The organism is Georgenia sp. Z1344 (assembly GCF_057652375.1).
Window position 1 is genome coordinate 922,549 of record NZ_CM172728.1, and the last position, 24,855, is coordinate 947,403.

The 24,855-nt window shown below is 73.7% G+C and carries 16 protein-coding genes and 2 pseudogenes; 6 read left to right on the forward strand and 12 right to left on the reverse strand.

Annotation, left to right across the window (positions count from 1 at the left end; all coding sequences use genetic code 11):
• Positions 1–20: 20 nt before the first annotated feature.
• The 3 genes and pseudogenes from AC24FB_RS04060 to AC24FB_RS04070 form a co-directional block, all read right to left on the reverse strand.
• Complete coding sequence (locus tag AC24FB_RS04060) at positions 21–1,076, reverse strand: lysylphosphatidylglycerol synthase domain-containing protein (protein WP_487561031.1); 1,056 nt, start codon at positions 1,074–1,076, stop codon at positions 21–23.
• Positions 1,055–2,155, reverse strand: coding sequence for a glycosyltransferase family 4 protein (locus tag AC24FB_RS04065; protein ID WP_425714597.1), 1,101 nt, complete (start codon positions 2,153–2,155; stop codon positions 1,055–1,057). Before AC24FB_RS04065 ends, AC24FB_RS04060 begins: the two co-directional genes overlap by 22 nt.
• A 512-nt stretch (positions 2,156–2,667) precedes the next feature.
• Positions 2,668–3,600: pseudogene (locus AC24FB_RS04070) on the reverse strand (glycosyltransferase family 2 protein); the annotation flags it as partial.
• Between the two features lie 140 nt (positions 3,601–3,740).
• Between AC24FB_RS04070 and AC24FB_RS04075 the strand changes: the two are divergent.
• Together AC24FB_RS04075 and AC24FB_RS04080 are read left to right on the forward strand one after the other, a co-directional pair.
• Positions 3,741–5,135 carry a hypothetical protein gene (locus AC24FB_RS04075; protein WP_425714599.1) on the forward strand — a complete coding sequence of 465 codons (1,395 nt, stop codon included), beginning with the start codon at positions 3,741–3,743 and terminating at the stop codon, positions 5,133–5,135.
• A pseudogene (locus AC24FB_RS04080) lies at positions 5,132–6,373 on the forward strand (ArnT family glycosyltransferase); the annotation flags it as partial. The gene AC24FB_RS04075 and the pseudogene AC24FB_RS04080, both read left to right, overlap by 4 nt.
• Positions 6,374–6,865: 492 nt before the next feature.
• Here AC24FB_RS04080 and AC24FB_RS04085 read toward each other — a convergent pair.
• Positions 6,866–9,472, reverse strand: coding sequence for a glycosyltransferase (locus AC24FB_RS04085; RefSeq protein ID WP_425714600.1), 2,607 nt, complete (start codon positions 9,470–9,472; stop codon positions 6,866–6,868).
• A 45-nt stretch (positions 9,473–9,517) separates the two neighbouring features.
• On the opposite strand from AC24FB_RS04085, the gene AC24FB_RS04090 reads away from it, so the two are divergent.
• The gene (locus AC24FB_RS04090) at positions 9,518–9,922 is read left to right on the forward strand and encodes a hypothetical protein (RefSeq protein ID WP_425714601.1); all 405 of its coding nucleotides are present in this window, start codon (positions 9,518–9,520) and stop codon (positions 9,920–9,922) included.
• Positions 9,923–9,954: 32 nt separating this feature from the next.
• On the forward strand, positions 9,955–11,589 hold the full coding sequence (locus AC24FB_RS04095) for a glycosyltransferase family 2 protein (RefSeq protein ID WP_425714602.1): 1,635 nt from the start codon (positions 9,955–9,957) through the stop codon (positions 11,587–11,589).
• A 32-nt stretch (positions 11,590–11,621) separates the two neighbouring features.
• Here AC24FB_RS04095 and AC24FB_RS04100 read toward each other — a convergent pair whose 3' ends face one another.
• The 6 genes from AC24FB_RS04100 to AC24FB_RS04125 form a co-directional block, all read right to left on the reverse strand.
• Positions 11,622–12,779 (reverse strand): calcium:cation antiporter, encoded by a 1,158-nt coding sequence (locus tag AC24FB_RS04100; RefSeq protein ID WP_425714603.1) that lies wholly within the window; start codon positions 12,777–12,779, stop codon positions 11,622–11,624.
• A gap of 164 nt (positions 12,780–12,943) precedes the next feature.
• A complete protein-coding gene (locus AC24FB_RS04105) occupies positions 12,944–14,308 on the reverse strand; it encodes a glycosyltransferase family 4 protein (protein WP_425714604.1) in 1,365 nt (454 codons plus the stop codon).
• Positions 14,305–15,618: an ABC transporter ATP-binding protein gene (locus AC24FB_RS04110; RefSeq protein ID WP_425714605.1), complete on the reverse strand. Its 1,314-nt coding sequence runs from the start codon at positions 15,616–15,618 to the stop codon at positions 14,305–14,307. The genes AC24FB_RS04105 and AC24FB_RS04110 overlap by 4 nt, the downstream gene beginning before the upstream one ends.
• Positions 15,615–16,448 carry an ABC transporter permease gene (locus AC24FB_RS04115; protein WP_425714606.1) on the reverse strand — a complete coding sequence of 278 codons (834 nt, stop codon included), beginning with the start codon at positions 16,446–16,448 and terminating at the stop codon, positions 15,615–15,617. The genes AC24FB_RS04110 and AC24FB_RS04115 overlap by 4 nt, the downstream gene beginning before the upstream one ends.
• 157 nt (positions 16,449–16,605) lie before the next feature.
• Positions 16,606–17,799, reverse strand: coding sequence for a C40 family peptidase (locus tag AC24FB_RS04120; RefSeq protein WP_425714607.1), 1,194 nt, complete (start codon positions 17,797–17,799; stop codon positions 16,606–16,608).
• A gap of 540 nt (positions 17,800–18,339) precedes the next feature.
• Positions 18,340–20,556 carry an N-acetylmuramoyl-L-alanine amidase gene (locus tag AC24FB_RS04125; RefSeq protein WP_425714608.1) on the reverse strand — a complete coding sequence of 739 codons (2,217 nt, stop codon included), beginning with the start codon at positions 20,554–20,556 and terminating at the stop codon, positions 18,340–18,342.
• Positions 20,557–20,626: 70 nt separating this feature from the next.
• Between AC24FB_RS04125 and AC24FB_RS04130 the strand changes: the two genes are divergently transcribed.
• Positions 20,627–21,949, forward strand: a complete 1,323-nt coding sequence (locus AC24FB_RS04130) for a UDP-glucose dehydrogenase family protein (RefSeq protein ID WP_425714609.1) — start codon at positions 20,627–20,629, stop codon at positions 21,947–21,949.
• 28 nt (positions 21,950–21,977) lie between these two features.
• On the forward strand, positions 21,978–22,970 hold the full coding sequence (gene rfbB, locus AC24FB_RS04135; RefSeq protein ID WP_425714610.1) for a dTDP-glucose 4,6-dehydratase: 993 nt from the start codon (positions 21,978–21,980) through the stop codon (positions 22,968–22,970).
• 21 nt (positions 22,971–22,991) lie between these two features.
• Here rfbB and AC24FB_RS04140 read toward each other — a convergent pair whose 3' ends face one another.
• Together AC24FB_RS04140 and galE are read right to left on the reverse strand one after the other, a co-directional pair.
• Positions 22,992–23,873, reverse strand: coding sequence for a glycosyltransferase family 2 protein (locus tag AC24FB_RS04140; protein ID WP_425714611.1), 882 nt, complete (start codon positions 23,871–23,873; stop codon positions 22,992–22,994).
• Positions 23,849–24,838 (reverse strand): UDP-glucose 4-epimerase GalE, encoded by a 990-nt coding sequence (galE, locus tag AC24FB_RS04145; protein WP_425714612.1) that lies wholly within the window; start codon positions 24,836–24,838, stop codon positions 23,849–23,851. Before galE ends, AC24FB_RS04140 begins: the two co-directional genes overlap by 25 nt.
• Between the last annotated feature and the right edge of the window lie 17 nt (positions 24,839–24,855).

Here is a 24,855-nt window from a genome sequence, read left to right on the forward strand (position 1 = left end):
ACGAGCTCACCGCCGAGATCTCAGCGCTCGGGCTGCCCGTCCCCGTCCGCAGGCACGGACCCAGTCCCGTCCGCGGGCACCGGGCCCGCCTCGTCCACAGGCACCGGCCCGGCCTCGTCGACCGCCACCTCGGCGGCACCCTGCGGCGCGTGCCGCCGGACGAGCACGCCGGTGCCCAGGCCCAGCGCGAGGTCGACCACGGTGAGCAGCACCCGCGACATGAGGATGGTGACGAGCACGCCGCCCCCGCTGAGCAGACCGGCGAGCATGATGCCGAGGATGCTCTCGCGCACACCCACGCCGGCGGGCACGATGACGACGAGGAACCCGACCACCCACGCCAGCGCGTAGCCGCTGACCGCACGCGCGAACGTCCCGAGCGTGGGGTCCAGACCGACGGCGGTGGCGATGAGCCACACCTGCAGGCCGGCCAGCAGCCAGCCGACGATCGCCCACGAGGATGCCCTCAGCACGCCCCGCGCGGAGAGCGGGTGCTCGAGCGGTGGGCGCCGGATGAGCTTCAGCGCCACGCCGAGGATGCGGTTGAGCACGGGCGGCAGGAGCACGACGACGAACACCGGCAGGAACCAGACGACCCACCCGACCTCGGAGCGCACGGCCGGGTCGAACGCCACCGCACCGGCGGCGAGCGCGAGGCCGGTGACGATGGAGACGAGCAGCGAGACGACCATGCCGGAGACCGACCGGCGCCGCGGGATGTCGATGTCCTTGCCCATCTCGGCGGCCGCCACGATGTTCCACACGCCTCCCGGCAGGTACTTGCCCACCTGGGACACGAAGAACAGCCGCGCCGCCGGGGCGAGCCCGAGCCGGGACCCGAGGTCGATGAGCACCTCGCGCCACGAGAGCATCGTCGCGACGACGTAGAGGACCGAGACGAGCAGGCCGACGACGACGATCCACCACGGCATCTGGCTGAGCGAGTCGACGACGATGTCCCACTGGTTGGCCACCGCCAGGACTGCCGCGCCGATCGCCGCGACGAGGAACAGGCCGCGCACCCACGGCGACCGCAGGGCTCCGAGGATCTTCTTCACGAGGTCAGCTCGCGCCACAGGGGCTCGACGACGGCGGACGGCGTGAGGTCGCGGGCCCGTTCGCGCGCGCGGGCGCGGAGGTCGGCGACCCGCTCGGGGTCCGCGAGGAGGCGCTCGAGCGCGTCGGCGAGCGCGGCCGGGTCGCCCGGAGGGACCAGCAGCGCGGCGTCGCGGAGGAACCGGCGCTGCGGTGGGGTGTCGGAGGTGACGACGGCGCAGCCCGCGGCGAGCGACTGGTAGACCTTGTTCGGCACGACCTTGAGGCCCTTGTCGGTGTCGCCGAAGATGCCGAGACCGATGTCGTGGGCGGCCACGAGGTCCGGCAGCTCGTCGGGAGCGACCCAGTCGACCCACTCGATCCCGGGCACGCCGCCCAGGACAGCCCGCGCCTCGGCGTGGTCCTGCCCCGTGCCGACGAGCGTGACGCGCAGCGGGACCCCGCGCCGGTGGAGCTCGGCGAGCGCCCGGGCGATCGTCACGGTGCCCTGCAGCGGGGTGAACAGCCCGTAGAAGACCATGCGGGGCGTGGCCGAGGTGCTCGTGGCGCGCCGCTCCCCCGCCAGCCGCCAGACCTCGGTCGCACCGACGGGGACGACGACGGTCCGCTCCCGCACGGCCGGCGCCGCGAGCTCGGCGTGCTCCTCGGTGTCGACGACGACGACGTCCGCCGCGCCGGTCGCCATCCGGTCGAGCGCCGAGAGCGCGGCTCCGCGGACCCGGTCGTCGACGCCCCGGTCCCGCGCGGTGCTCGCGGCGAAGATGAGGTGGTCGAGGACGATCGTCGCGCGCGGGAACAGGGCCCGGGCGAGGAGGACGTCGAAGTGTCCGAGGTAGCCGACGACGACGACGTCGGGCGCCCGCTCGCCGCCGAACGCGAACGAGCCGTCGACGAGCCCGGCCCAGCGACTCGCCAGACGCGCGGCCAGCCGCGGGAGGAGCCACGGCCGCCGCAGCATGTCGACCCGGTCCGCCGTGGTCAGGCCGAGCGGGCGGTCGAGCTCGCGGACCGTGGCGCCGCGCGCGGCGAGGCCCGCGAGCAGAACCCCGGAACGCGGGTGGACGGACGTGTCGTAGGTGCCGAAGCCGAGAACCCTCACCGGCCCGGACGCCCCTGACGCAGCTCCTCGGGCGCGGCGACGTCGGCGTGGCCGTCGGTCGCGTACCCGTTCGTGCCGTTCGCCTCGGGCGCGCCGTAGCCGTCGGCCCCGGCCGACGCGTATCCGGCCGGCTCGTACCCGGCGTGGTCGTCGCCCCCGATGCCGCCGATGTCCCGCGGCACCCCGTTGCTGTCGACCCCGGACGCGGCCCCGTTCGGGGCGACGGCGTAGTCATGGGAGCCGGGCACCACGGCGGCCGGGGTTCTCAGGTGGGGGACCTCGGGGACGGTCGCGCGTCCGGTCGTCGGCTCCGCGGCCCGCGGCGCGGTGCCGGCGGACGGGGCGTCGCCCGGTGCCGGTCCCACGCGGGCGGCGTCCCGACCCGGCTGCGCGTCCGCGCCGCGACCCCCGGCCGTGACGGACGGGTCGGGCCGGCCGTCGAGGACCACGGACGGTCCGTCCATCACGGCCGTCGAGGTCTCGCCGAGCCGGGCCGAGATCGCGTGGTCGGAGTACTGAAGGGACTTCACCCGCTCGAGGTTCTCCTCCATCAGCACGCGGTTGGTGCGCAGGAGGTCGGCGATGACGGACAGCGCGAGGCTCAGCAGGGCGCCGATGAGCGCCGCGGTACCGAAGATGAGGGACTGGACGTGCCCGCCGGCCTCGCCCATGAGGAACAGGACGAGGAACCGCACGAACGGCACAAGCCCGGCGACGAGCAGGATCGTGCCGACGGTGCCGAGGATCGCGTGCGGCTTGAACATGAGGTACGAGCGGATGATCGCCGTACCGGACTTGAACATGTGCTGCCAGATGTTCTTGAACAGCCGGGACTCGCGGGTCTTCGGGTTCGTCGCGATCGGCACCGACGCGATCCGCAGGCGCTTGTTGCCCGCCTGGATGATCGTCTCCATGCAGTAGGAGAACTGGGTGACGACGTTGAGCCGGATGAGCGACTCCTTGGAGTACGCCCGGAACCCGGACGCCGCGTCGGGCAGCTTCGTGCCGGCGGCGAGGTTGACGACGTCGGAGCCGACCTTCTGCATCGCCTTCTTGAACGGCGAGAAGTGGGCGATCGTCGCCGTCTGGCGGTCGCCGATGACGATGTCGGCCTCGTTGTGGACGATCGGCTGGACGAGCTCGCCGATGACCTCCTGGGGGTACTGGTTGTCGCCGTCGGTGTTGACGACGATGTCCGCGCCGTGGGCCAGGGCGTAGTCGACGCCGTCGCGGAACGAGCGGGCGAGCCCCTGGTTGCGCGAGTGCCGCACGAAGTGGGTGACGCCGAGGTTCTTCGCGACCTCGACGGTGCGGTCCGTCGACCCGTCGTCGACGACGAGGATGTGGACCTCGTCGATCCCCGGGATCTCCCGCGGGATCGTGGCCAGGACGAGCGGGAGGGTCTCCTCCTCGTTCAGGCACGGGATCTGCACGAACAGCTTCATGGGGTACCTCGGGTGTCGGTCGCGGCGCACCCGCGGCTGCCCCGCGAGGCAGCGGTCGGGCTGGCCCGGAACCTGGCCAGGGTACCGTAGGGGCCGCGCGAGGCCTGGGACGTCCCCTCGGCGTGAAGGGGAGATCACTGGTGGCAGACGGCGTGGACGACGGGGGTGCTCGAGCACCGGCCCCCGACCTGCCGTCGGAGCAGCCGGGCACCCGGTGGGCGCGCCTGCGGCCCGAGCTCCCCTGGGCCGGCGGAGTCGGCGTCCTCGCCCTGCTCATGAGCGTGACGGCGATCCTGTTCGGCACCTCGCTGTCCGCGCTCGACGAGCAGACGCACCTCGACTACGCCTACCAGGTGGCGCACGGAAACCTGCCGGCCGACGGCGACCGGCTCTCCGACTACGTCCTCGACCAGTGGTCGTGCCGCGGGCAGTCCAACCTGCCCGACCTGCCCTCGTGCGAGGACGCCCTGGCCGACGAGGTCGAGCCCACCGCCTACCCGGCGCTGGGGCAGAACTACAACTCCTTCCACCCGCCCACGTACTACGTGACGCCGGCGGCCACCGGGCTGGTGGCCGAGGCGGTCGGCCTGGAGTTCTCCACCGGCGCCCGGTTCGCCAACGCGCTGTGGCTCACGGCCGGCGTCGTCGCGGTGTACGCCGCCCTGCGCACGTGGCGCCTGCCGAGGCCGACGGCGGCCTCGGGCGCGGCGCTGCTGCTGGCCTTCGAGCCCGTCATCGTCTCCGGCTGGCAGGTGACGAACGACGGCCCGGCCATGCTCGTCGGAGCCGGCGCCCTGTGGGTGCTCGGCCGGTGGGCGCTGCACGGCCGCATCGGCTGGCTGTGGCCCACGCTCGTCGCCCTGCTGGCCGCGGGCACCAAGGTGATGAGCGCCGTCGCGATCCTCGCCGTCGTCGGCCTGATCGCCACCATGGCGGTCGCGGACGTGCGGCGGCGCGACTGGCGCACGCTCGGGCACCGGGCGGCCACCGTGCTCGCGCCGGTCGCCGTCGTCGCCGCCTGCATGGTCGGCTGGTCCCGGTTCCAGGCCGGGCGAGGGGCCGAGGGCTGGGACAACCCGCTGTACGGGATCAGCACGCGCCCGGTCGAGGGCAGCCCGTGGGACGAGACCGTGCCCACCCTGTTCGACGCGTTCGGGCTCGTGAAGTCCTCGCAGTTCCCCGGCGAGCTCACCGGCTGGCAGCTCGACACGGTGACGGCGGCCTGGTGGGTCCTCATGGCGGCCGCGCCGTTCATGGTCCTCGTCGCGTTCGGCGCCGGCCGCGCGGAGCGCCTCCTCGGCCTGGCGGCGATCGCGGGGACGATCGGGGCGGGCATCATCGTCCAGGGCCAGGAGGTCCTCAGCTCCGACCACGCCTTCCGACTGATCTCGGGCCGGTACGCGATCACCCTGCTGCCGATCACGGTGGCGGCGCTCGTCGCCTCCCTGCACCACCGCCGTCTCGGCACGTTCCTCCAAGTCGGCGTCGCCGTCAGCGTCGCCGTCATGTGGCTGTCCCTCTCAGGAGTTCTATGACATCCGCCCCGCGCCGCCGTCGGGACGTCTTCCGGGTCGCGGTCCTCGCCGTCACCCTTCTCGTGGCCGGGATCGGCGCGCTCTGGGCGACGATCACGCCCGGGTTCCGCGCGCCCGACGAGCCCCAGCACGTCAACACGGTCCTGCGCCTCGCCGACGGCGGCGGCTGGCCGGCGCCGGGCGAGCAGACGTTCCTCCAGGGCATGCACGTGGCCGCGGACGAGGCGGGCTGGGTCGACACCGGGCTGGAGCTCATCCGCCAGAACTCCCACCCGCACCCGGGCGCCGACGTCACCTCCGGCCAGCTGCCGTTCGTCCTGGCGGTGCCGGACCCGCCGGCGGTCGCGGACCGCACCGTCGTCCTCGACGTCGACCACCGCGTCACCCTGTTCGAGCAGGTCGACCAGATGACGCAGCACCCGCCGGGCTACTACGCGCTCGCCGCCGGGTACCTCACCGTCCTCGGCGCGGACGACTGGCGCTGGGACACCCAGCTCCTCGCCCTGCGCCTCCTCGACGTCGTGCTCGTGGCCGGGGTCGTCCCTCTCGTCGTCGTCGCGGCCCGGCGGCTCGGCGCCTCCCGCTCGGCCTCCCTCGTGGGCGCGTTCGCCCTCACCGCCCCCTCGCAGCTGCTGTTCGTCGGCTCGGCGGTGACGAACGACGCCCTGCTCAACCTGTGCGGCGCCGGCGTGCTCGCGCTCAGCGCGGTCGTGCTGACGAGCCGGTGGGACTGGCGGCACGTCGTCGGCCTCGGCGCGGTGCTCGGCGCGGGCCTCATGACCAAGGGCTTCATGCTCGGGTTCATCCCCATCGTGGCGCTCGCGTTCCTCCTCTCGCCCGCCTCCGACCGTCCGCTCGGTCGGCGCGCGCTCGGCGGGTTCTGGTCCCTCGGGGTCGCCTTCGCGATCGGCGGCTGGTGGTGGCTGAAGAACCTCGTCGTCCACGGCACGTTCCAGCCCGACGGCTACCCCGGGCGCGAGCCGCTCGAGGACACCTCGCACCTCGGCCTCAACATGTGGGACTTCGCGGTCGGCGCCGAGCGGTCGATCGTCACGAGCACGTGGGGCAACTACGGCTGGCTCGAGTCGCCGATGCCGAGCTGGTTCCAGCACGCGCTCACCTACCTCACGCTCGTGCTCGTCGTCGTCGGCGTGGTCCTCGCGGGCCGGCACCGGCGGCACCTGCTCGTGCTGCTCGCCGCGTGGGTCGGCGTGCTCGGCGTGGTGGTCTACGGCGCGATCGTCGAGTACTACTCCACGGGCCTGCTCGCCGGGCTGCAGGGCCGGTACCTGTACGTGGCGATCCTCGGCATCCTCGTGGCGCTCGCCGTGCTGCTCGAGCGGGTCACCGCACGTCTGGCGCCCGGGCCGATGGTCGCGGCGCGCGTCGGGGCCGCGGCGCTCTGCCTCGCGCTGGCCGGGTACGGGCTGTGGTTCGGGTTCGACGCGTTCTACGTCGAGTTCTACGAGACCTTCTCGACCGGCCTGAGCCGCTGGAACAACTGGAGCCACGTCGGCGTGCCGAAGCTGTTCGCCCTCGCCGCCGCCACCGTGGCGGCCGCCCTCGGTTCCCTCGCGCTGCTCGCGATCCAAACCCGGCGCGACGCCGAAGGTCGCGTCGCGGTCACCCCGGGAACGACGGGCACGACGACGAACGGCGCGCGCCCGTTGACGACCGCCGGCGCGACGACGACCGGCCGGGCGGCGACCGGCGAGGCGGCCCCGGCAGCCTCAGCGGCCGAGCCGGCCCCGGACCTTGCCGACCCCGCGGCGGACGAGCTCGACGGTGCCGGCGTCGCGCCGGACGCGGCGGGCGGCGCCGAGCAGGCGGACGGCCCGGCTCCCGGCGATCGCCGGCGGGACGCGTAGCCCCGAGCGCGGCAGCGCGTACGGCTCGACGTGGGCGCCGGCGGCGTCGAACGGCTCGTCGTCGGTCACCGGATTCCAGCCGGTCGAGACCCGCGGCCCCTCGCTGCGCACCCGCGCCGCGGCGTCGATCAGCAGCTCGCGGTAGGTCCGCCCCTGGACGTGCGGGGACCACGTGAGCAGCGCCTCCCGTCGCGCGCGGGCCCCGACGCGACGCCGCAGGGCCGGGTCGTGCACGAGCGCGTCGAGGGCGTCCGTCCATCCCTCGACGTCGGCCGGGAGGAACCCGGTGACGCCGTCCGTGACCGACTCCCGGAAGGGCTGCGTGGGCGAGGCGACGACCGGCGTCTCGACGAGGGCGGACTCGAGCCACTTGATGGCGGACTTGGCCTCGTTGAAGATCGAGCCCGGCGTGAGGGGGGCGAGGCTGATGTCGACGTCCCGCAGGAGGTCCGGCAGGTCGTACCAGGGGACGAACGGGAGGCGGCGCACGCGCTCCGCGTAGGGCTCGAGCGCCGGCGTGGACGTGAGGTGGCCGCCGAGCCACAGCTCCGTGGCCGGGTGGCGCCGCAGGACCTCGATGACGGCGGGCTCGACCATGGCCCAGTCGGCGTCGTGCGTGGTCGTGCCCGAGAAGTAGCCGATCCGGACCGGGCCCTCGGCCCGCTCGCGCCGCAGCGCCGCGTCGGAGCGGCGCGCGAGAAGGGTGCCGACCCCGTTGGGGAACCGGTAGGAGGGCATCCCGGTGACGGCGGTGGCGTGCTCGCACAGGGTCTGGGTCGAGCCGACGTAGGCGTCCGCGAGCTCCATCGACGTGCGGTAGCGGCGCACGCCCCGCCACCACAGCGCGAGCTCGTCGGCGGGCATCCCCTCGAGGCCGTCGACCTGCCCCTCGAGGGCGGGGTCGAAGATGAGGTCGTCGATGTCGAAGAGGACCGGCACGGCGCGCTCGCGAGCGCGGACGGACGCGACGAGCTCGACGATCTGGTCGGTCGCCGGCACGCGGTAGAGGACGAGGGCGTCGCACGACTGCGCCTCCTGCAGGAGGCGGGGGTCGCGGTAGTGGCGCACCCGGGCGGCCACGCCGTGCAGGCCGAGCGCCTCGGCGGCGAGCTGGGTGCGGTACCGCTGCGGCGCCCCCTGGATGCCGCTGACGAAGAGGACCTTGCGCATGAGGGCCCGCTCGGCCGCCCCCGCCCCGGTCAACGCCCCGGTCATCGCCCCCGCCTCCTCCCCCGCCGGCTGCCCGCTCATCGCCGCGTACCGCTCGATGAGCCCCGCGACCTGGTCGGACAGCGCGCGCACCGGGCTCGCGGCGCCCTGCCCGGTTCTCGCGCGCGCGGCGACGGGGTCGGCCACGAGGTCCCGCAGGCGCGCGAGCAGCGTGTCCGGGTCGCCGGCGGGGACGATCCACCCGTTGACGTCCTCCGCGACGGCCTCCTCGGGCCCGAGCGTGTCGGTCGCGAGGACCGCGAGCCCGGCGAGGAGCGCCTCCCGGGTGAGGATCGAGTGCGACTCGCGCATGATCGAGGGCAGGACGAGGACGTCCACCCCCGCGAGGACCTCGGCGCGCTCCTCCGGGGCGAACGGCTCCCGCAGGCGGACCTGCGGCGGGAGCGGGGAGTCGCCGTCGGCCCGGGTCCCGTACATGTCGAGCGTCCACGCCCGGTCCGGGTCCTCCGCGGCGAGCCTGCGCGCCACGTCGAGCAGGAGCGGCCCGCCCTTGACGGGGTCGTTGCCGCCGGCGAACACGAGGCGCAGCGGCCCGTCACCCGTGCGCGGCACCGGCGCCGGCCTCGTCGTCGGGCCCTCGTCCTCCCCCACGCCCGGCAGCCCGTTCTCGTCGACCTCGAGCAGCTCAGCGGGCACCCCGTTGGCGAGGAACGTCGCGGCGGCGGAGGCGGACGGGGCGAGCACGACGTCGGCGTGGGCGAGCTCGGTCGCCAGCGCCGCGAGTCGGGCGTCGGCGGCGTCGCGCCCGCGCTCGCACCGGCACACGCCGCAGCCGACCACGAGCGCGCACGGCCGCAGGTCCTGGTCCACGAGGAACTGGCGCGTGCACTGCCACCACCAGTCGTGGGCGGTGACGACCACCGCGGCGCCGGACTCCTTGGCCGCGCGCACGAGCGAACCGCCGAGGGTCTGCAGGGAGTGCAGGTGCACGACGTCGGGCCGCACGTCCTCGAGCCACCCGCGGAAGTCGGCCTCGACGGCGGGGTTGGCCCAGTTCTTCCTGTCCGACCACGAGGTGTAGGGGTGGGTTTCGATCCACCGCACCCGCACGGTGCCGTGCTCACCGGTGTCCGTGTCGTCCCAGGTGGACAGGGCGGGGCGCGCGTCGTCGAGGTGGCCGGCGTAGACGTGGGCCTCGTGCCCGGCGGCGGCGAGCGCCCGCGCGATGCGCCGCGGGACGAGCGTGCCGCCCGAGACGAAATTCGGCGGGTAGTGGGCCGAGACCTGGGCGACGCGCATGCCCCCGATCCTAGGCAGCGGGGCCGGTCGCACTAGTTTGGCTGCATGGCCGAGACCCCTTCCACCTGGCTCGACGACCTCGCGGCGACCGACGCCGAGCTGCACGCCACGCTCGCCGGCCGCCTCGAGCTCCTCGGCCGGGACGCCTGGTCCCGCCGCACGCTGGAGGCCGAGGCGGCGCTCGGCCAGGCGCGCGCGACGATCACGCTCCAGGACCGGCTCCTGCGCGACCTCGCGGTTCGCCACACCGAGCTCGAGGACGACATCCGCGAGCTGCAGAACCCCGGGTCCACCCGCGCGCCGGGGGGCGGCGCCCCGGACGACGACGCCGGTCCGTCCCGCGCGCGCCGGCTGCTCGCGTCCGTGCCCGGCCGGGCGAAGGTCGCCGTCACCGATCCGGCGCGGGCCCTGCGCGCGGTCCGCCGCCGGCTCCCGGGCGGCGGCGAGTGACCGCCCCGGGGACGGACGGGGCCACGAGCGAGATGCCCGACGACGACACCCCCGCCGCCGGACCGCCGCGGATCTCGCTGCTCGTCCTGCCCGGGACCGAGGAGCAGCTCGCCGCCACGCGCGCGTCGCTCGAGGCGCAGGGCGAGGGGCCGTGGGAGCTGCTGGAGATCGGGCCCGAGCTCCCGGCCGGCTCGCCCACCGACGGGGCGGCTGCACACTCCACCGACTCCCCCACACCCGAACCTTTCGGCGACGCACCCGCACCCCCGCCCCGCTACCGCGACCTCCCCTCGGCGGCCGCGGCGGCCGGGGGCGACTGGGTCGGCGTGCTCGGCGCGGGCGACTCCCTCGAGCCCGGCGTGCCGGCCGCGATGCTCGAGGCGATCGACGCCGCCCCGGACGTGCGCGTGGTCAACGCCGACGAGCGCCTGCCCGACGGCCGCACGCACGCCAAGCCGTCATGGATGCCGCGGGCGCTCGACCACCTCGACGTCCTCGGCCGGCTCACCCTCGTCCGCGCCGACCTGCTCGCCGAGGTCGGCGGGCTGACCGACGACCCGGCCGCCGAGTGGGACCTCCACCTGCGCCTCGCCGAGCACCTGGGCGCCGGGGACCCGCTCGCGCCGAGCCCGCACGTCCTCCACCTGCCGCTCACCTCGCTCGCCCGCGCCTCCGACCCGGCCGAGCTGCTCGACGCCGGGGCGGCCGCCGTCGAGCGCTCGCTCGTCCGCCGCGGGTCGGGGAACGTCGTCGTCCGGCCGCACGAGACACCGACCGGTCTCGGGGCCGAATCGGGCGCCGGAGCCGGGGCCGGGGCCGACGAGGGTTCGCACGAGACCTCCGCCCCGCCGTCGGACCATCTCGTCCTCGAGCGCGCGCTGCCGACCGCTCCCCGGGTGAGCATCGTGATCCCCACCGGCGGTGGGCACCGGCCGACCCCCGGCGGCGAGGTCCGCTCGGTCGACGTCGCGCTGGCGACCCTGCTCGAGCGGACCGACTACCCCGACTACGAGGTCGTCGTCGTCACCTCCGAGGGGACCGACCCGGGCGTCGCCGCGCACTGCCGCGGCCTCGACCCGCGGGTGAGCGTCGTCGAGGTCGACGGCCCGTTCAGCTTCTCGCGCTCGATCAACGCCGGCGTCGGCGCGGCGACCGGCGAGCTCGTCCTCCTGCTCAACGACGACACCGAGATCGTCGAGCCGACCTGGCTGCGCAGCCTCGTCGCGATCGGGCTCGAGGACGGCGTCGGCGCGGTCGGGGCGCGCCTCCTCTACGGCGACGGCACGATCCAACACGCCGGCATCGTCATGAGCGCGGACCGCACGCCGTCCCACCTCCTCGCGCACGAGGCCGACGGCGAGCGCCGGTTCGGGGTGGGCAGCGCCGACCTCGAGCACCTCGCCGTGACGGCCGCCTGCCTGCTCACGCCGCGCGAGGCGTTCGTGCGTGTCGGGGGCCTGAGCGAGGACCTGCCGCTCAGCTACAACGACGTCGACTACTGCCTCAAGCTCCGGGCCGCCGGGCTGCGGACGGTCTGCGCCGGGAGCGTGCGGGTGGTCCACCACGAGTCGGTCACCCGGGATGCGACCGTGACCGACCGCGAGCACGCGGCCGTGACCTGGTGGTCCGGGGTCACGGCGCTCGACCCCTGGTACTGGGGGGTCTGACCGGGCGCGTGTCCGGAGCGGCGCCGGTCGCGTCAGGCGAACAGCGCGAGCACGTAGACCGCGAACACGGTCAGGTGCACCGCCCCGTGGACCGCCGTCACGCGTCGGCCGGCGAAGGTTGCCACCGAGAGCACCAGCGCGACGCCGAGGAGCAGGAGGTTCGCCGGCGACTCCGCGAGCACCACCTGCTGCCCCGTGAGCGCGCCGATGACGAGGACGGCGGGGATCGTCAGGCCGACCGTCGACACGAGAGCGCCGTGGCAGAGGTTGCTCACGCGCTGCACCTCGCCGGCGAGCGCCGCGCGCACCGAGGTGATCGACTCCGGCAGGAAGACGATGCACGCGATGAGCAGCCCGGACAGGGCGGCGGGCGCGCCGAGGCGGCCGAGTCCGTCGTCGAGCAGCGCGGCCATGTCGTGCGAGAGCAGGACGATCGGGAGGACGGTGACGACGAGCAGGCCGGCCCGCAGGAGGATCTCGGTGCGGTGCGCGGCGAACGTCTCGCCCAGGGACGCCCCGACGTCGCCGTCCGCCGAGTCCTGCCGCACCCGCGGGTCGACCTCCCGGAAGTCGTCGGCCTGCGCGCCCGTCTGGCGCCAGAGGAAGAAGGCGTACAGCACGACCGTCAGAGCGACGACGACCACCGCCTGGCCCCCGGTGTACGAGCCGTCCGTGCCGATCGCGGCCGGCAGCGCGAAGGCCAGCGCCACGAGCACGACGAGCACGGCGAGGTAGCTCGAGGTCCCGGTGCGGTTGTGCTCGAGGTCGCCGTGCCGCATCCCGCCGACGAGCAAGGAGAGCCCGACGACGGCGCACAGGATGATCATCGAGACCGCCATGACGGAGTCGCGGGCGATCGTCGCGTGGTCGCCTGGGCCGAGCATGACGGCGGAGATGAGGACGACCTCGATGACGACGATCGACAGCGTGAGCACGAGCGACCCGTAGGGGTCGCCGAGGCGCCGGGCGAGGTGCTCGGCCTCGCCGACCACGCCGAAGGCGCACAGGAGGATGACGCCGACGATCACCGCGAGCGTGCCGACGAGCAGCGGGCCCGGGACGGGCGGCTCGAGCAGGGGGCCGGCGAGGGCGAGCGCGAGGACGGCGCCCCAGCCGATCGCCAGGCGCAGCCATGCCGCGGGGGTGAGAACGGTGCGGGCGGTATCGCCGAGGCGGGAGGTGACGGTCACGGGTGATCCTTCTCCGCGGGGCCGTCCCCGAGCCGTTCCGCCGGACGGGCCGTCCCGTCCGGGGCGTGCGGTCGCGCACCGGGACGAGGCTAGCCGACCCGGGCGCGCCCGGCAGTGCCCCCGGTCACCAGTGCCGGCGAGCGGGCGGTCCGTGGCCCCGCCCGCTACCGCCCGAGCCGGCGGCGCACCTTCCGCGTCACGCCGCCCACCCCGTCGGCACGCAGCGTCCGCCACGCCCCGCCGACGTCGGCCCGCAGCCGCGTGGCCCGCGAGACCTGTCCCGGCTGCAGGCCGGCGGCGCGCTCGGCGGCGAGCCGCCCCGCGTCCGCGGACCGCCGCGGGTCCCGGCAGAACGCGACGAGCGGCGCGAGTGCGTCGGTCCACGTGTGCGTGGCTGCGACACGGGCGACCGACTCGCGGGCCGCCGCCAGCCGCGCCTCGTCGGTGAGCAGGCCCGTCAGCGCGTCGGCCAGCGCGTCGACGTCCTCTGCCGGTACGGCCGCGCCGAGCCCCTCGGCGGTCACCAGCGCGCCGAAGTGGTCGCCGTCGGTGCAGACGATCGGCAGCCCGGCCCACAGGTAGTCGAGGATCCGGGTGCGGAAGCTGAACGCGGTCTCGACGTGGTCGAAGTGGGCGGAGACGCCGATGTCGGCGTCGAGCAGGTAGTCGGCGCGGCGCTCGTAGGGCACCCAGTCCTCGTTGAAGAACACGTGGGTGCCGGTGAGGCCGAGCTCGTCGGACAGCTCGCGGGTGCGCACGGCCATCGCCATCTCGGGCACGTCCGGGTTGGGGTGCTTCATCCCGAGGAAGTACAGGCGCAGGTTCGGCACCGCCGCGCGCGCCCGGTCGACGGCCCGGATGACGGTGAGCGGGTCGAACCAGTTGTAGACGCCTCCGCCCCACAGGATCACCGGGTCGTCGGCCGCGATGCCGTCGACCACCCCCTTGATGCCGTGGGCGCGCTGCACCGGCGCCGCCGGGTCCGTGCCGAACGGGACGACGTCGATGAGCGAGCGCAGCGACGTGTCGGCGTCGTAGGTGTCGGGGTTGACGCGCCCGGCCGCGGCGAGGTGCCCGATCCACAGGTCGCGCTGCTTGCCCGACGCGCACAGGAAGAGGTCGCCGCGCCGCGCCTGGGCGCCGAGCTCGGTGAGCGCGCGGGCGAGGGCCGCGTGCCGCTCGGCGGCGGGCCGGAAGCGCTCGACCTCGAGGGACTCGAGGTGGAAGGGGTCGTACAGGTCGACCACCAGCACCACGTCCGCGTCCTGCAGCCAGTCGAAGGTGGAGACGACGTACCCCTGCACGACGACGACGTCCGCCGCCCCGACCTCCGCGCGGAAGGTCTCGACGGTGGTCTGCGCCGTCGTGAAGCCCTCCCCCTGCCGCGAGCAGCCCCCGAACGTGACCAGCCGGACGTCGTGCTCCGCGCCGAGCGCGCGGGCGATCTCGAAGGCCCGGATCGCCGGGCCGGCCATCCGCTCGGCGAGCGTGTCGAGGGTGACGACGAGGATGCGTCGGCGGTCGGTCATCGGGTCTCCTCGGGGTCGGGGGCGCCGTCGAGGTCCGGGGTCGGGTCCGCGCTCTCCATGGGGACGATCCCCGTGGGCCCGTCCTGTCCGGTCGGCTCCGGGGCGCCGGCCGGGACGGCCCACGCGGAGGCGGACTGGATGTACCCGCCCCACCACCGCGTCGCGCCGTTCTCGACGACGAACCGAGCCGAGTCCCGCACCTGGTCGTAGGTGTGCTGGGTGGTCGAGTCGGTGAGCGAGGTGACGACCACGTAGCCGCCGGGGGCGAACGGGACCCGCCCGGCCGAGCAGTCGATGACGCCGCGGCCGCGGATCGTGCCCAGCCGCGGCCCGTCGTCGAACGTGTTGGACGCCCACAGGTAGGTGCCGTCGGTGTGCTCGATGCCGATGCCCATGACGGGGTCGGTGACGGGCTCGTGCGCGTCGTAGTGCACGCGGACGGTCATGTCCTCGTCCTGCCGCACCGGGCTGCCGGGCCCGCCGGCGCCGAAAACCTCGACCTCCTCGATCGTCAGCTCGCCCGAGCCCCAGTGCGTGCGCCCCTTGTCGTCCAGCCGGGTCGAGGCGTGGGTGGAGTCGAGGTAGCGCTCGAGGACGTGGGAGGCGGGGCCGACGGCCTTGAGCTCGCCGTGGTCGAGCCACGCGGCCTGGTCGGCCATCGTGCGCAGGGTGGGCATCGAGTGGGACACGACGACGACGGTGCGACCCTCGCGGCGGAACTGCGCGAACTTCGCGGCGCACTTCTCCTGGAACGCGGCGTCGCCGACCGCGAGGACCTCGTCGACGAGCAGGATCTCGGGGTCGACGTGGATGGCCACGGAGAAGCCGAGGCGGACGTACATGCCGGACGAGTAGTTCTTCACGGGCTGGTCGATGAACTGCTCGACGCCGGAGAAGCCGACGATGTCGTCGAACTTCGCGTCGATCTCGGGCCGCGTCATCCCGAGGATCGAGCCGTTGAGGTAGATGTTGTCCCGCCCGGACAGCTCGGGGTGGAAGCCGGAGCCGACCTCGAGTAGCGCCGCCATCCGACCTCGGGTCGTGATCGACCCGGAGGTCGGGTAGAGGATCTTCGCCAGGCACTTGAGCAGGGTCGACTTGCCCGAGCCGTTGTCCCCCACGAGCGCGAACGTCGAGGCCTCGGGGATCTCGAGCGAGACGTCCTTGAGCGCCCAGAAGTCCTCGTGCACGGAGCGACGGCGCCGCATGACGGCGGCCTTGAGCGTCTGGTTGCGCTCGTGGTAGACGCGGAACCGCTTGGAGACGTCGTCCACCGTGATCGCGGCGGCGCCGGGGGTCTCGGTGCTCACAGGGCCTCGGCCAGTCCCTTCTCGTGCCGGGAGAACAGGTGCGCGCCGACCACGAAGGTGCCGGCCGCCCAGGCGAGGACGACGAGCGTGGTGCTCAGCTCCGGCAGGCGGTTGTCGTACAGGAGGTTGCGGAAGACCTCGGCGAACTGGACGAGCGGGTTGAGCAGGTAGACGTCGAGGATCGAGATCGGCCCGAGCAGGTCGCCGATGCGCTCCGACTGCTCGGCGACGAGCCGCACGGGGTAGACGATCGGCGTGAGGTAGAACCACATCTGGAACAGGATCGTCACGAAGTGCTGGGTGTCGCGGAAGTAGACGTTGGCGATCGAGGCGAGCAGCCCGGCGCCCATGGCGAAGACCGCGAACACCGCCATCGCGAGGACGAGCAGCGGCAGCAGCGGCAGCGGGTTCGCGCCGACGATCAGCAGGACCACCGTGAGGACGCCCATCTCGATCGACCACGTGAACAGCCAGGACGCGACCGTGGAGACGATGAGGGCGCCACGCGGGAAGTGGACCTTCTTGATGAGGTTCTCGTTGCCGACGAGCGCGTTCATCGAGCCCGTGACGACGTTGGTGAAGAACGTCCACGGCAGGAGCATGCACAGGAGCCAGACGGCGAAGATGTCGAGCCCGGACGGGTCGCCCGGGTCCGGCTCGATCCGGATGATGAAGGCGAAGACGACCGTGTAGATCGCCATGGCGGCCAGCGGGTTGGCGAGCGACCACAGCTGGCCGAGCGCGGTGCGGCTGTACTTGCCCTTGACCTCGCGCATCGTGAGGTTGACCAGCAGCTCCTTCGAGCCGCGCAGGTCGCGCAGGAACCTCACGTGCGTCCGCCCTCCCGTGGCGCCGGTGCTCCGCGGGCGCGGGGCACCGACCAGGGTAGACCAGCGCCCCGCGGCAGCGAGGCCGCGGGGCGCCGGGTCGGGCTGCGGACGGTCGACGGGGGAAGACGCCGTGCCGCAGCTGTCGGACTGGTCAGGCTCAGTCGGGCAGGACCCGGAAGTACGTCGGCTCGCCGCCGACCCACGAGTTCGGTCCCACGCGGGTACCCATCGAGGGGTTCCAGGCGGCGACGTTCTGGCCGTCGCCGAGGTTGATCGCCACGTGGCCGGGCCACCAGATGAGGTCGCCCGGGCGCGCCTCGGACGCCGGGACCTGCTCGAGGTTGGCGAACGCGCCCCACATCGTGGTCCGCGGGATCTCGATGCCGTGCTGCGCGTAGACGTAGTGGGCGAACCCGATGCAGTCCCAGCCGGCGGGCGTGGTGCCGGCCCAGCGGTAGGGCGAGCCGACGTAGCTCATCGCGGTGGCGACGACCTCGTCCCCGATCCAGTCGGTCGCGGGCGGCGTCTCGCGCTCCTCGGTGCGCGACGGGGCCTCGACGACCCGCGTGTCGCGGCGCACGCCGAGCGTGTCGACGCGGTCGCCGTCCCAGTCGCCGGCCATCACCGTGTCGGCGGTCCGGCCGTAGGAGACGACCTGCTCCGCGACGCCGTTCGAGAGCGTGTTGCGCAGGTGGTACTGGTTGTCGCGGCGCACGCCGAGACCGTCGACGCTGTCGCCGTTCCAGTCGCCGACGATGATCTGGTCGTCCGACTGCCCGTAGTCGACGACGGCGTCCGCGTAGCCCGAGCGCAGCGTGTTGCTGAGGAAGTACTGGTTGCCGCGGCGGACGGCGATCGTGTCGACGCCGTCACCGTCCCAGTCGCCCACGACCACCTCGTCGCCGGCGCGGCCGTAGTGGATGACCTGGTCGGCGACCCCCGAGGTCACCGTGTTGCGGATGTGGAACTGGTTGCCCCGGCGGACCGCGAACGTGTCGACGCCGTCGCCGTCCCAGTCGCCCACGAAGACCTCGTCGCCGGCGCGGCCGTAACGGATGCTCTCGTGACCCGGGCTCGTGGTGTTCGACGTCGTGATCGCGAACTCCTGGCCGCGGCGCACGGCCACGGTGTCCACGCCGTTGCCGTTGAAGTCGCCGACGTAGGCGTTGCCGTCCGGGTGGCCGAACTGCATCGTCACGGCGGTCTGCCCGGAGCTGGAGTTGGACAGGTGGAACTCGCTGCCGGAGCCACCGATGTCACCGCCCGCGGCGGACATGGCCGGCGGGGCGGTCACCACGGCGGCGCCGAGGACGGTCAGGGTCGCGGCAGTGAGCCGGGTCGTCGTTCGCACCAGAGTCGCTCCTCGTTCCGGCGTCCTCGCCCGGGTCGGGCGCGGTCCGCGCAGTTGCGGTCCGGACGCGGATCTGGTGGTCCGCTCCGGCATGGGGGGGGATGTTCGACCGTGACCTTACGGTGATGCGTCTGTGACTGGTGGTGTTCGTGAGGAAGATCACGCGCAGGTGTCGGCGCGTCACGCGACGGTGACGACGACTCGGAGTAATGAACTCGCCCTACACCACTGTGACCGATGGGGCAAACGCGTCACGTGTGACGGGACGCGTGAGGGCAGGAGCGCCCGCTGTGACGGGTGGTGCGTGAGTGGGTGTAGGGAATGTCACGAACGGGTCTCGGCGTGTGCGCCACGATCCGCCCCACGCACGACGACGAACGACCCCGCACGCCTCACCTGCTCCCCCGTACACGCGGTCCACGCACGACGACGAACGACCCCGCGCGCCACCCGTGCACCTCACCCACCCGCCGCACGCACGACGGCGGCCCGGCACCTCGTGAGGTGCCGGGCCGCCGTGGGTGAGGCGCGGAGCTGGTGTCAGCGGACCACGCCGAGGGTGTCGGTGCCGTTGCGGTCCCAGTCGCCGGCGATGACCCGGTCGTCCGCGCGGCCGAAGCCGATCTCGCGGTGCGCGTCCCCGGTCCTCAGGTCGTTGCGCATGAAGTACCGGTTCCCCCGGCGCACCGTGAACGTGTCCGTCCCGTTGCCGTCCCAGTCGCCGACGACGACCTGGTCGCCCGCCCGCCCGTAGTCGAGGACGGTCGACGCGGGGCCCGCGGCGAGCCCGTTCGTCAGGAAGTACCGGTTGCCGCGACGCACGGCGAACGTGTCCCGGCCGTTGCCGGTCCAGTCGCCCACGAGCAGCTCGTCGTCGGTCCGGCCGTAGGCGAACTCCACGTGCGCGGGACCGGACTCCATGTCGTTGCGCAGGTAGAGCACGTTGCCGCGGCGCACGCCGAGGGTGTCGGTGCCGTTGCGGTCCCAGTCCCCCACGAGGAGCTCGTCACCGGGGCGGCCGTAGTTGAGGACGATGTCCGGCACGGAGTCGTGCCCGTTCGTCAGCTCGATCGTGTTGCCGTGCCGCACGCCGACCGTGTCCCGGCCGTTGCCGGTCCAGTCGCCGACCAGCACCTCGAGGCCGCGCTCGCCGAACTCGAACTCGACCTCCGCGGTCGTGGTCCACGTGTTCGACAGGTAGAACTCGTTGCCCACCATGCCGCGGATCTCGGCCATCATCCCGGGCAGCGCCGCGGCCACGTAGGGGCCGGGGCAGATCGTCCGGGTCTGGTAGGCGACGTCCCGGTGGCCCATGATCGCCGGCAGCGGCTGGCCTGCGTAGGCGAAGCTCGTGCCGCGCGAGGTGATGCCGGTCGGGGCGTCGACGTCGACGTCGGCGAGCGCGAAGCGCCACGCGATGACGTCGCGGACGGAGTTCATGGCGGCCTGCGGCGCCGGGCCGTAGGTGAAGTCGCCCATGATCGAGACGCCGACCGTGTTCTGGTTGGCGGGCGCCGCGTGCGCACCGATCGTCATCTGCTCGTTCGGCGACCACAGCGAGCCGTAGCGGCCCTCGTACACGCGGCCCCAGCGGTCGACGAGGAAGTTGTAGCCGATGTCCCCCCAGCCGCGCGTCTGTGCGTGGTAGTAGTAGATGCTCCGCACGACCCCGGGGGCCTCGGCGTACGTGTAGGTGTTCGTCCCCGCGGTGTGGTGAACGACCGCGGCGCGCAGCTCCGAGTACTCGGGCGGCCAGAAGAAGTGGTCCTGGTTCGCGCCCCACGACCAGCGCGAGATGATGTTCGGCCGCGAGGCGATGATGTCCGGCTGGGCCTGGGCGTCGACAGAACCGGCGTCGGGAGCCGCGTCGGGCGTCGAGCCCGCGTCAGGAGCCGAACCGGCGTCGGGCGATCCTTCAAGCGCGGGCGCGTCGCCCGACCCCTCGACCTCTCCCCCGGAGCCGGCCGTCGCCGGGGCGCCGGACACGGACTGCTCGTCGATCGTCACGGCCGCGGTCCCGGGTCCGTCCGGGGCGAGCTCGACCGCGCCGGAGACGTCGGTCGGGACCAGCGTGAGGCGCAGGTCGGCGGGCAGCTCGCCGGAGCCGGGGTCGACCTGGACCTGGACGCCGTCGGACTCGGTCGTGAGGAACGGCTCGGTGCCGCCCGGCAGCGAGTCGTCACCGGGCGACTCGGGCTCGAGGTCGGCCCACGAGGACCACTCGCCGCCCGCGCGCGTGCGGACGTAGATCGAGGCGTCCTGCGGCAGCATCTCGCCCGCCGCCCACGTGACACCGGCGAGGTTGAAGCCCTCGGTGTCGATCTCCTCCGTGAGGATCGTCAGGTCGCCGGACTCCTGGGCGTCGGCCACCTCGGCGTCGATCGCGTTCGGTGCGCTCGCGCCGGGCAGCGCGCTGGCGGAGACCCGGCCCGGGTCGGCCGCGCCCGCGTCGCCGGACGCGGTGGGCTCGCCGGCGTCGTCGGTGAGGTCGAGGACCTGGAGGGGCGTCGGGTCGGAGCCGGGCGCCGGGGAGTCGGTCATGAGGTCGGCGCCGGAGTCGTCGGCGCCCTGCGGGGCGGGTGCGACCGGGTCGGCGGGGTCGGTGGACGCGGTGGGCGCGTCCGTGGGCGAGTCGTCGGGCTCGGCGACGGCGGGGCTCAGGATCGCCGGCACGCTCAGGGCGGTGACCAGGGCGGACGCGAGCACCGCCCGTCGTGGTCGTCGAAGGATCCGGACAGGGCGCTGCGGAGCAGACATGAAAGCGACACCTCGGGGGAAGGACGGGGTGGGTGATGGCGGTTGCCGCGCGCGACGGTACCGTGGCGACATGAGAATGTCTGTAGTCGGAACGGGTTATTTGGGCGCCGTTCACGCGGCATGCATGGCCAAGCTGGGCCACGAGGTCGTCGGTCTCGACGTCGACGCGACCAAGGTGGCGATGCTCTCCGAGGGGCGGGCTCCCTTCCACGAGCCGGGCTTCGACGAGCTGCTCCGCGAGCAGGTCGACTCCGGCCGGCTGACGTTCACGACCGACCCCGCGGACGTCGCCGGCGCGCGCCTCCACTTCATCGGCGTCGGCACCCCGCAGATCGAGGGCGGCTACGCGGCGGACCTCAGGTACGTCGACGCCGCCGTCGACTCCCTGCTCCCCCACCTCTCCCCGGTCGACGGCGAGCGCCCCGTCGTCGTCGGGAAGTCGACCGTGCCCGTCGGCACGGCCGAGCGCCTGTCGACCCGGATCGAGGAGGCCGGCGGCCTGCTCGTCTGGAACCCCGAGTTCCTGCGCGAGGGGTTCGCCGTCGAGGACACGATCAACCCCGACCGCATCGTCTACGGCCTCCCGAAGGACGAGGCCCTGGCCGCCGAGGCCCGCGCACCGCTCGACGAGGCCTACGCACAGCTCCTCGCCCGCGACATCCCGCTCGTGGTCACGGACTGGGCGACCGCCGAGCTCGTCAAGGTCGCCGCGAACTCGTTCCTCGCCACGAAGATCTCGTTCATCAACGCGATGGCCGAGCTGTGCGACGCCACCGGCGCCGACGTCTCCACCCTCGCCGAGGCCATCGGGCACGACGACCGGATCGGGAAGAAGTTCCTCCGCGCCGGCATCGGCTTCGGCGGCGGCTGCCTGCCCAAGGACATCCGCGCCTTCATGGCCCGCGCGGGCGAGCTCGGCGCCGACCAGTCGCTGACCTTCCTTCGCGAGGTCGACCTCATCAACGACCGCACGCGCCTGCGCGCCGTCGACATGGCCAAGAAGATCGTCGGCGGCAGCCTGCGGGGCAAGTCGGTCGCCGTGCTCGGCGCCGCGTTCAAGCCGGACAGCGACGACATGCGCAACTCCCCAGCCCTCGACATCGCGCGCCGCATCCACGACGAGGGCGCGAACGTCAAGGTCACCGACCCGGCCGCCGGTCCGGTGCTGCGCGAGCGCGGGACCCGACTCGAGGTCGTCGACTCCGCGCGCGAGGCCGCCGAGGGTGCCGACGTCGTCATGCTGCTCACCGAGTGGAAGCAGTTCAAGGAGCTCGACCCCGAGGAGCTCGGCGAGGTCGTCTCCGTCCGCGCGATCGTCGACGGCCGCAACGCGCTGGACCCGAAGGCGTGGCGCGCAGCCGGCTGGACGTACGCCGGCGTCGGCCGTCCCTGACCCGACCGCCCACGAGCCAGGAGAGACCATGAAGATCCTCGTCACCGGGGGCGCCGGGTTCATCGGCGCCAACTTCGTCCACCGCACGATCGCCGAGCGCCCGGACGCCGACGTCACCGTCCTCGACAAGCTGACCTACGCGGGGCACTCCGAGTCCCTCGCGGGGGTCGAGCGCACGCGCCTGGTCACGGGCGACATCGCCGACCGGGACACGGTCGACCCGCTGGTCGCGGAGTCGGACCTCGTCGTCCACTTCGCCGCCGAGTCGCACAACGACAACTCGCTCAACGACCCCAGCCCGTTCGTGCAGACGAACCTCGTCGGCACGTTCCAGCTGCTCGAGTCCGTGCGGCGGCACGACGTCCGGCTGCACCACATCTCCACCGACGAGGTGTACGGCGACCTCGAGCTCGACGACCCGGAGCGGTTCCACGAGACGACGCCGTACAACCCCTCCTCCCCGTACTCGGCCTCGAAGGCCGGCTCGGACCTGCTCGTGCGCGCCTGGGTGCGGTCCTTCGGGATCACGGCGACGATCTCGAACTGCTCGAACAACTACGGGCCGTTCCAGCACGTCGAGAAGTTCATCCCGCGCCAGATCACCAACCTCATCGACGGCGTGCGCCCGCGGCTCTACGGCGCGGGCGCGAACGTGCGCGACTGGATCCACGTCGACGACCACAACTCGGCGGTGTGGACGATCATCGAGAAGGGCACCCCCGGCGAGACCTACCTCATCGGCGCGGACGGCGAGAGGTCGAACAAGGAGGTCGTCGAGCTCATCCTCCAGCTCATGGGGCGCGACGCCGGCGACTACGACCACGTGACCGACCGCCCGGGCCACGACATGCGCTACGCGATCGACTCGACGCGGCTCCGCACCGAGCTCGGCTGGGAGCCGGCGTTCACCGGCTTCGAGGAGGGACTCGCCGCCACCATCGAGTGGTATCGCGAGAACGAGGGCTGGTGGCGGCCGCAGAAGGCCGCCGTCGAGGCGCGGTACAAGGCCCAGGGCCACTGACCCCTTCGCCCAGGCGGCGGGTCAGCGGGTGAGGAGGCGGGCGCGGGCCCTGAGGCCGCCCGCCACGGCGACGCGCAGCGGCAGCTGCCACCACGCGTCGTACCGCCCGCGCAGGTAGCGCTCGGCGCTGCGATGGTGCGCCCGCACCATCGGCGCCGGGCGCTCCCGCCAGCTGGCGCCCTGGTCGTGCACCACGCGCGCGGCGGGGACGTAGACGTTCTCCCAGCCCGCGCGTCCGAGCCGGTCCCCGAGGTCGGTGTCCTCGAAGAACATGAAGTAGCCCTCGTCGAAGCCGCCGACCTCGTCGAACGCCGCGCGCCGCAGGAGCAGGCACGAGCCGGACAGCCACCCCACCGCCCGGTCGGTCTCCGCCCCGAGGCCGGAGCGCTGCTGGTAGCGCGCGGTGAACGGGTTCCCCGGCCAGACCGGCGCGAGCACGGCGTGCGCGCCGCCCACCACGAGGCTCGGCACGGCGCGCGCCGAGGCGTAGACGCTCCCGTCGAGGTTGAGCACGGTCGGTCCGAGCGAGCCGGCCCGCGGGCGGGCCTCCCCCGCCTCGAGGAGCGCGTCGAGCGACCCGGGCTCCCACTCGACGTCCTGGTTGACCACGACGAGCCACGGCTCGGTCCCCCCGCGCGCGCCGAGGTTCGCGCCGGTCCCGTACCCGAGGTTCGCGCCCGGCCGGATCACCTCGGCGTCGTGCTCGGCCGCGACCCGGTCGACGTCCGCGTGCTCGCGGCCGTTGTCGACGATCGTCAGGCGGACGTCGGCGCTGGTCGCCGCCTCGAGCGTCTCCGCCATCCGCCCGAGCAGCGGCCCGGGGTCGTACGCGATCGTCACGACCTGGACGGCCCGCCCCCCGGCGCCGTCGGTGCCGTTCACCGGGCCCGCCAGGCCTTCCACGCCGAGTCCACCATCTCGTGCAGCCCGAGCTCGGCGGTGAAGCCGAGGAGGTCGCGCGCGAGCGTGACGTCGGCGACGGCGCGCGGCGGGTCGCCGGGGCGCCGCGCGGTCACCTCGGCCTCGACCGGGTCGCCGGTCACGGCCCGGACCTCGGCGAGCACCTCGCGCACGGAGCTGCCCACGCCGGTCCCCACGTTGACGACCGTGGGCGAGGGCGGCGCCCCCGCCGCGCGCCGCTCGCCGGCCCCCGCGAGGTGGTCGAGCGCGAGCAGGTGCGCCCGCGCGAGGTCGAGCACATGGACGTAGTCGCGCACGCACGTGCCGTCCTCGGTCGGGTAGTCGTCGCCGAAGATCCGCGGCGACTCCCCGGCGTCGAGCCGCTCGAACACCATGGGGATGAGGTTCTGCACGAAGGTGTCCCCGAGCAGCGGCGAGGCGGCGCCGGCGGCGTTGAAGTACCGCAGGGACATCGGGTCGAGCGTGCCGGCCGCGGCGGCGTCGTCGAGGATCTGCTCCCCGACCATCTTCGTGCGCCCGTACGGGCTCAGCGCGCTGGTCGGCGCGGTCTCGGCGAGCAGCTCGGCGTCGGAGACGCCGTACACCGAGGCCGACGACGAGAAGACGATCCGCCGGCAGCCCGTGGACTCCATCGCCCGCACCACGGTCAGCAGTCCGCCCACGTTCTGCGTCCAGTACCAGGTGGGCCGCTCCACGGACTCCCCCACCTGCTTGCGGCCGGCGAAGTGCACGACCGCGTCGATCCTGCGCTCCTCCATCACCTTGGCGAGCTTCTCCTCCGACCCCTCGGCCGCGAGGTCGAGCGTGACGAGCGTGACGCCGTCGATCCGCTCGGCGATGCCGGTGCTGAGGTCGTCGACCACGACCACGTCGTCGCCGCGCTCCCGGAGCAGGGACACGACGTGCCCGCCGATGTAGCCGGCTCCGCCGGTGATGAGGACTGCCATGCGAGCAGGTTATCCGC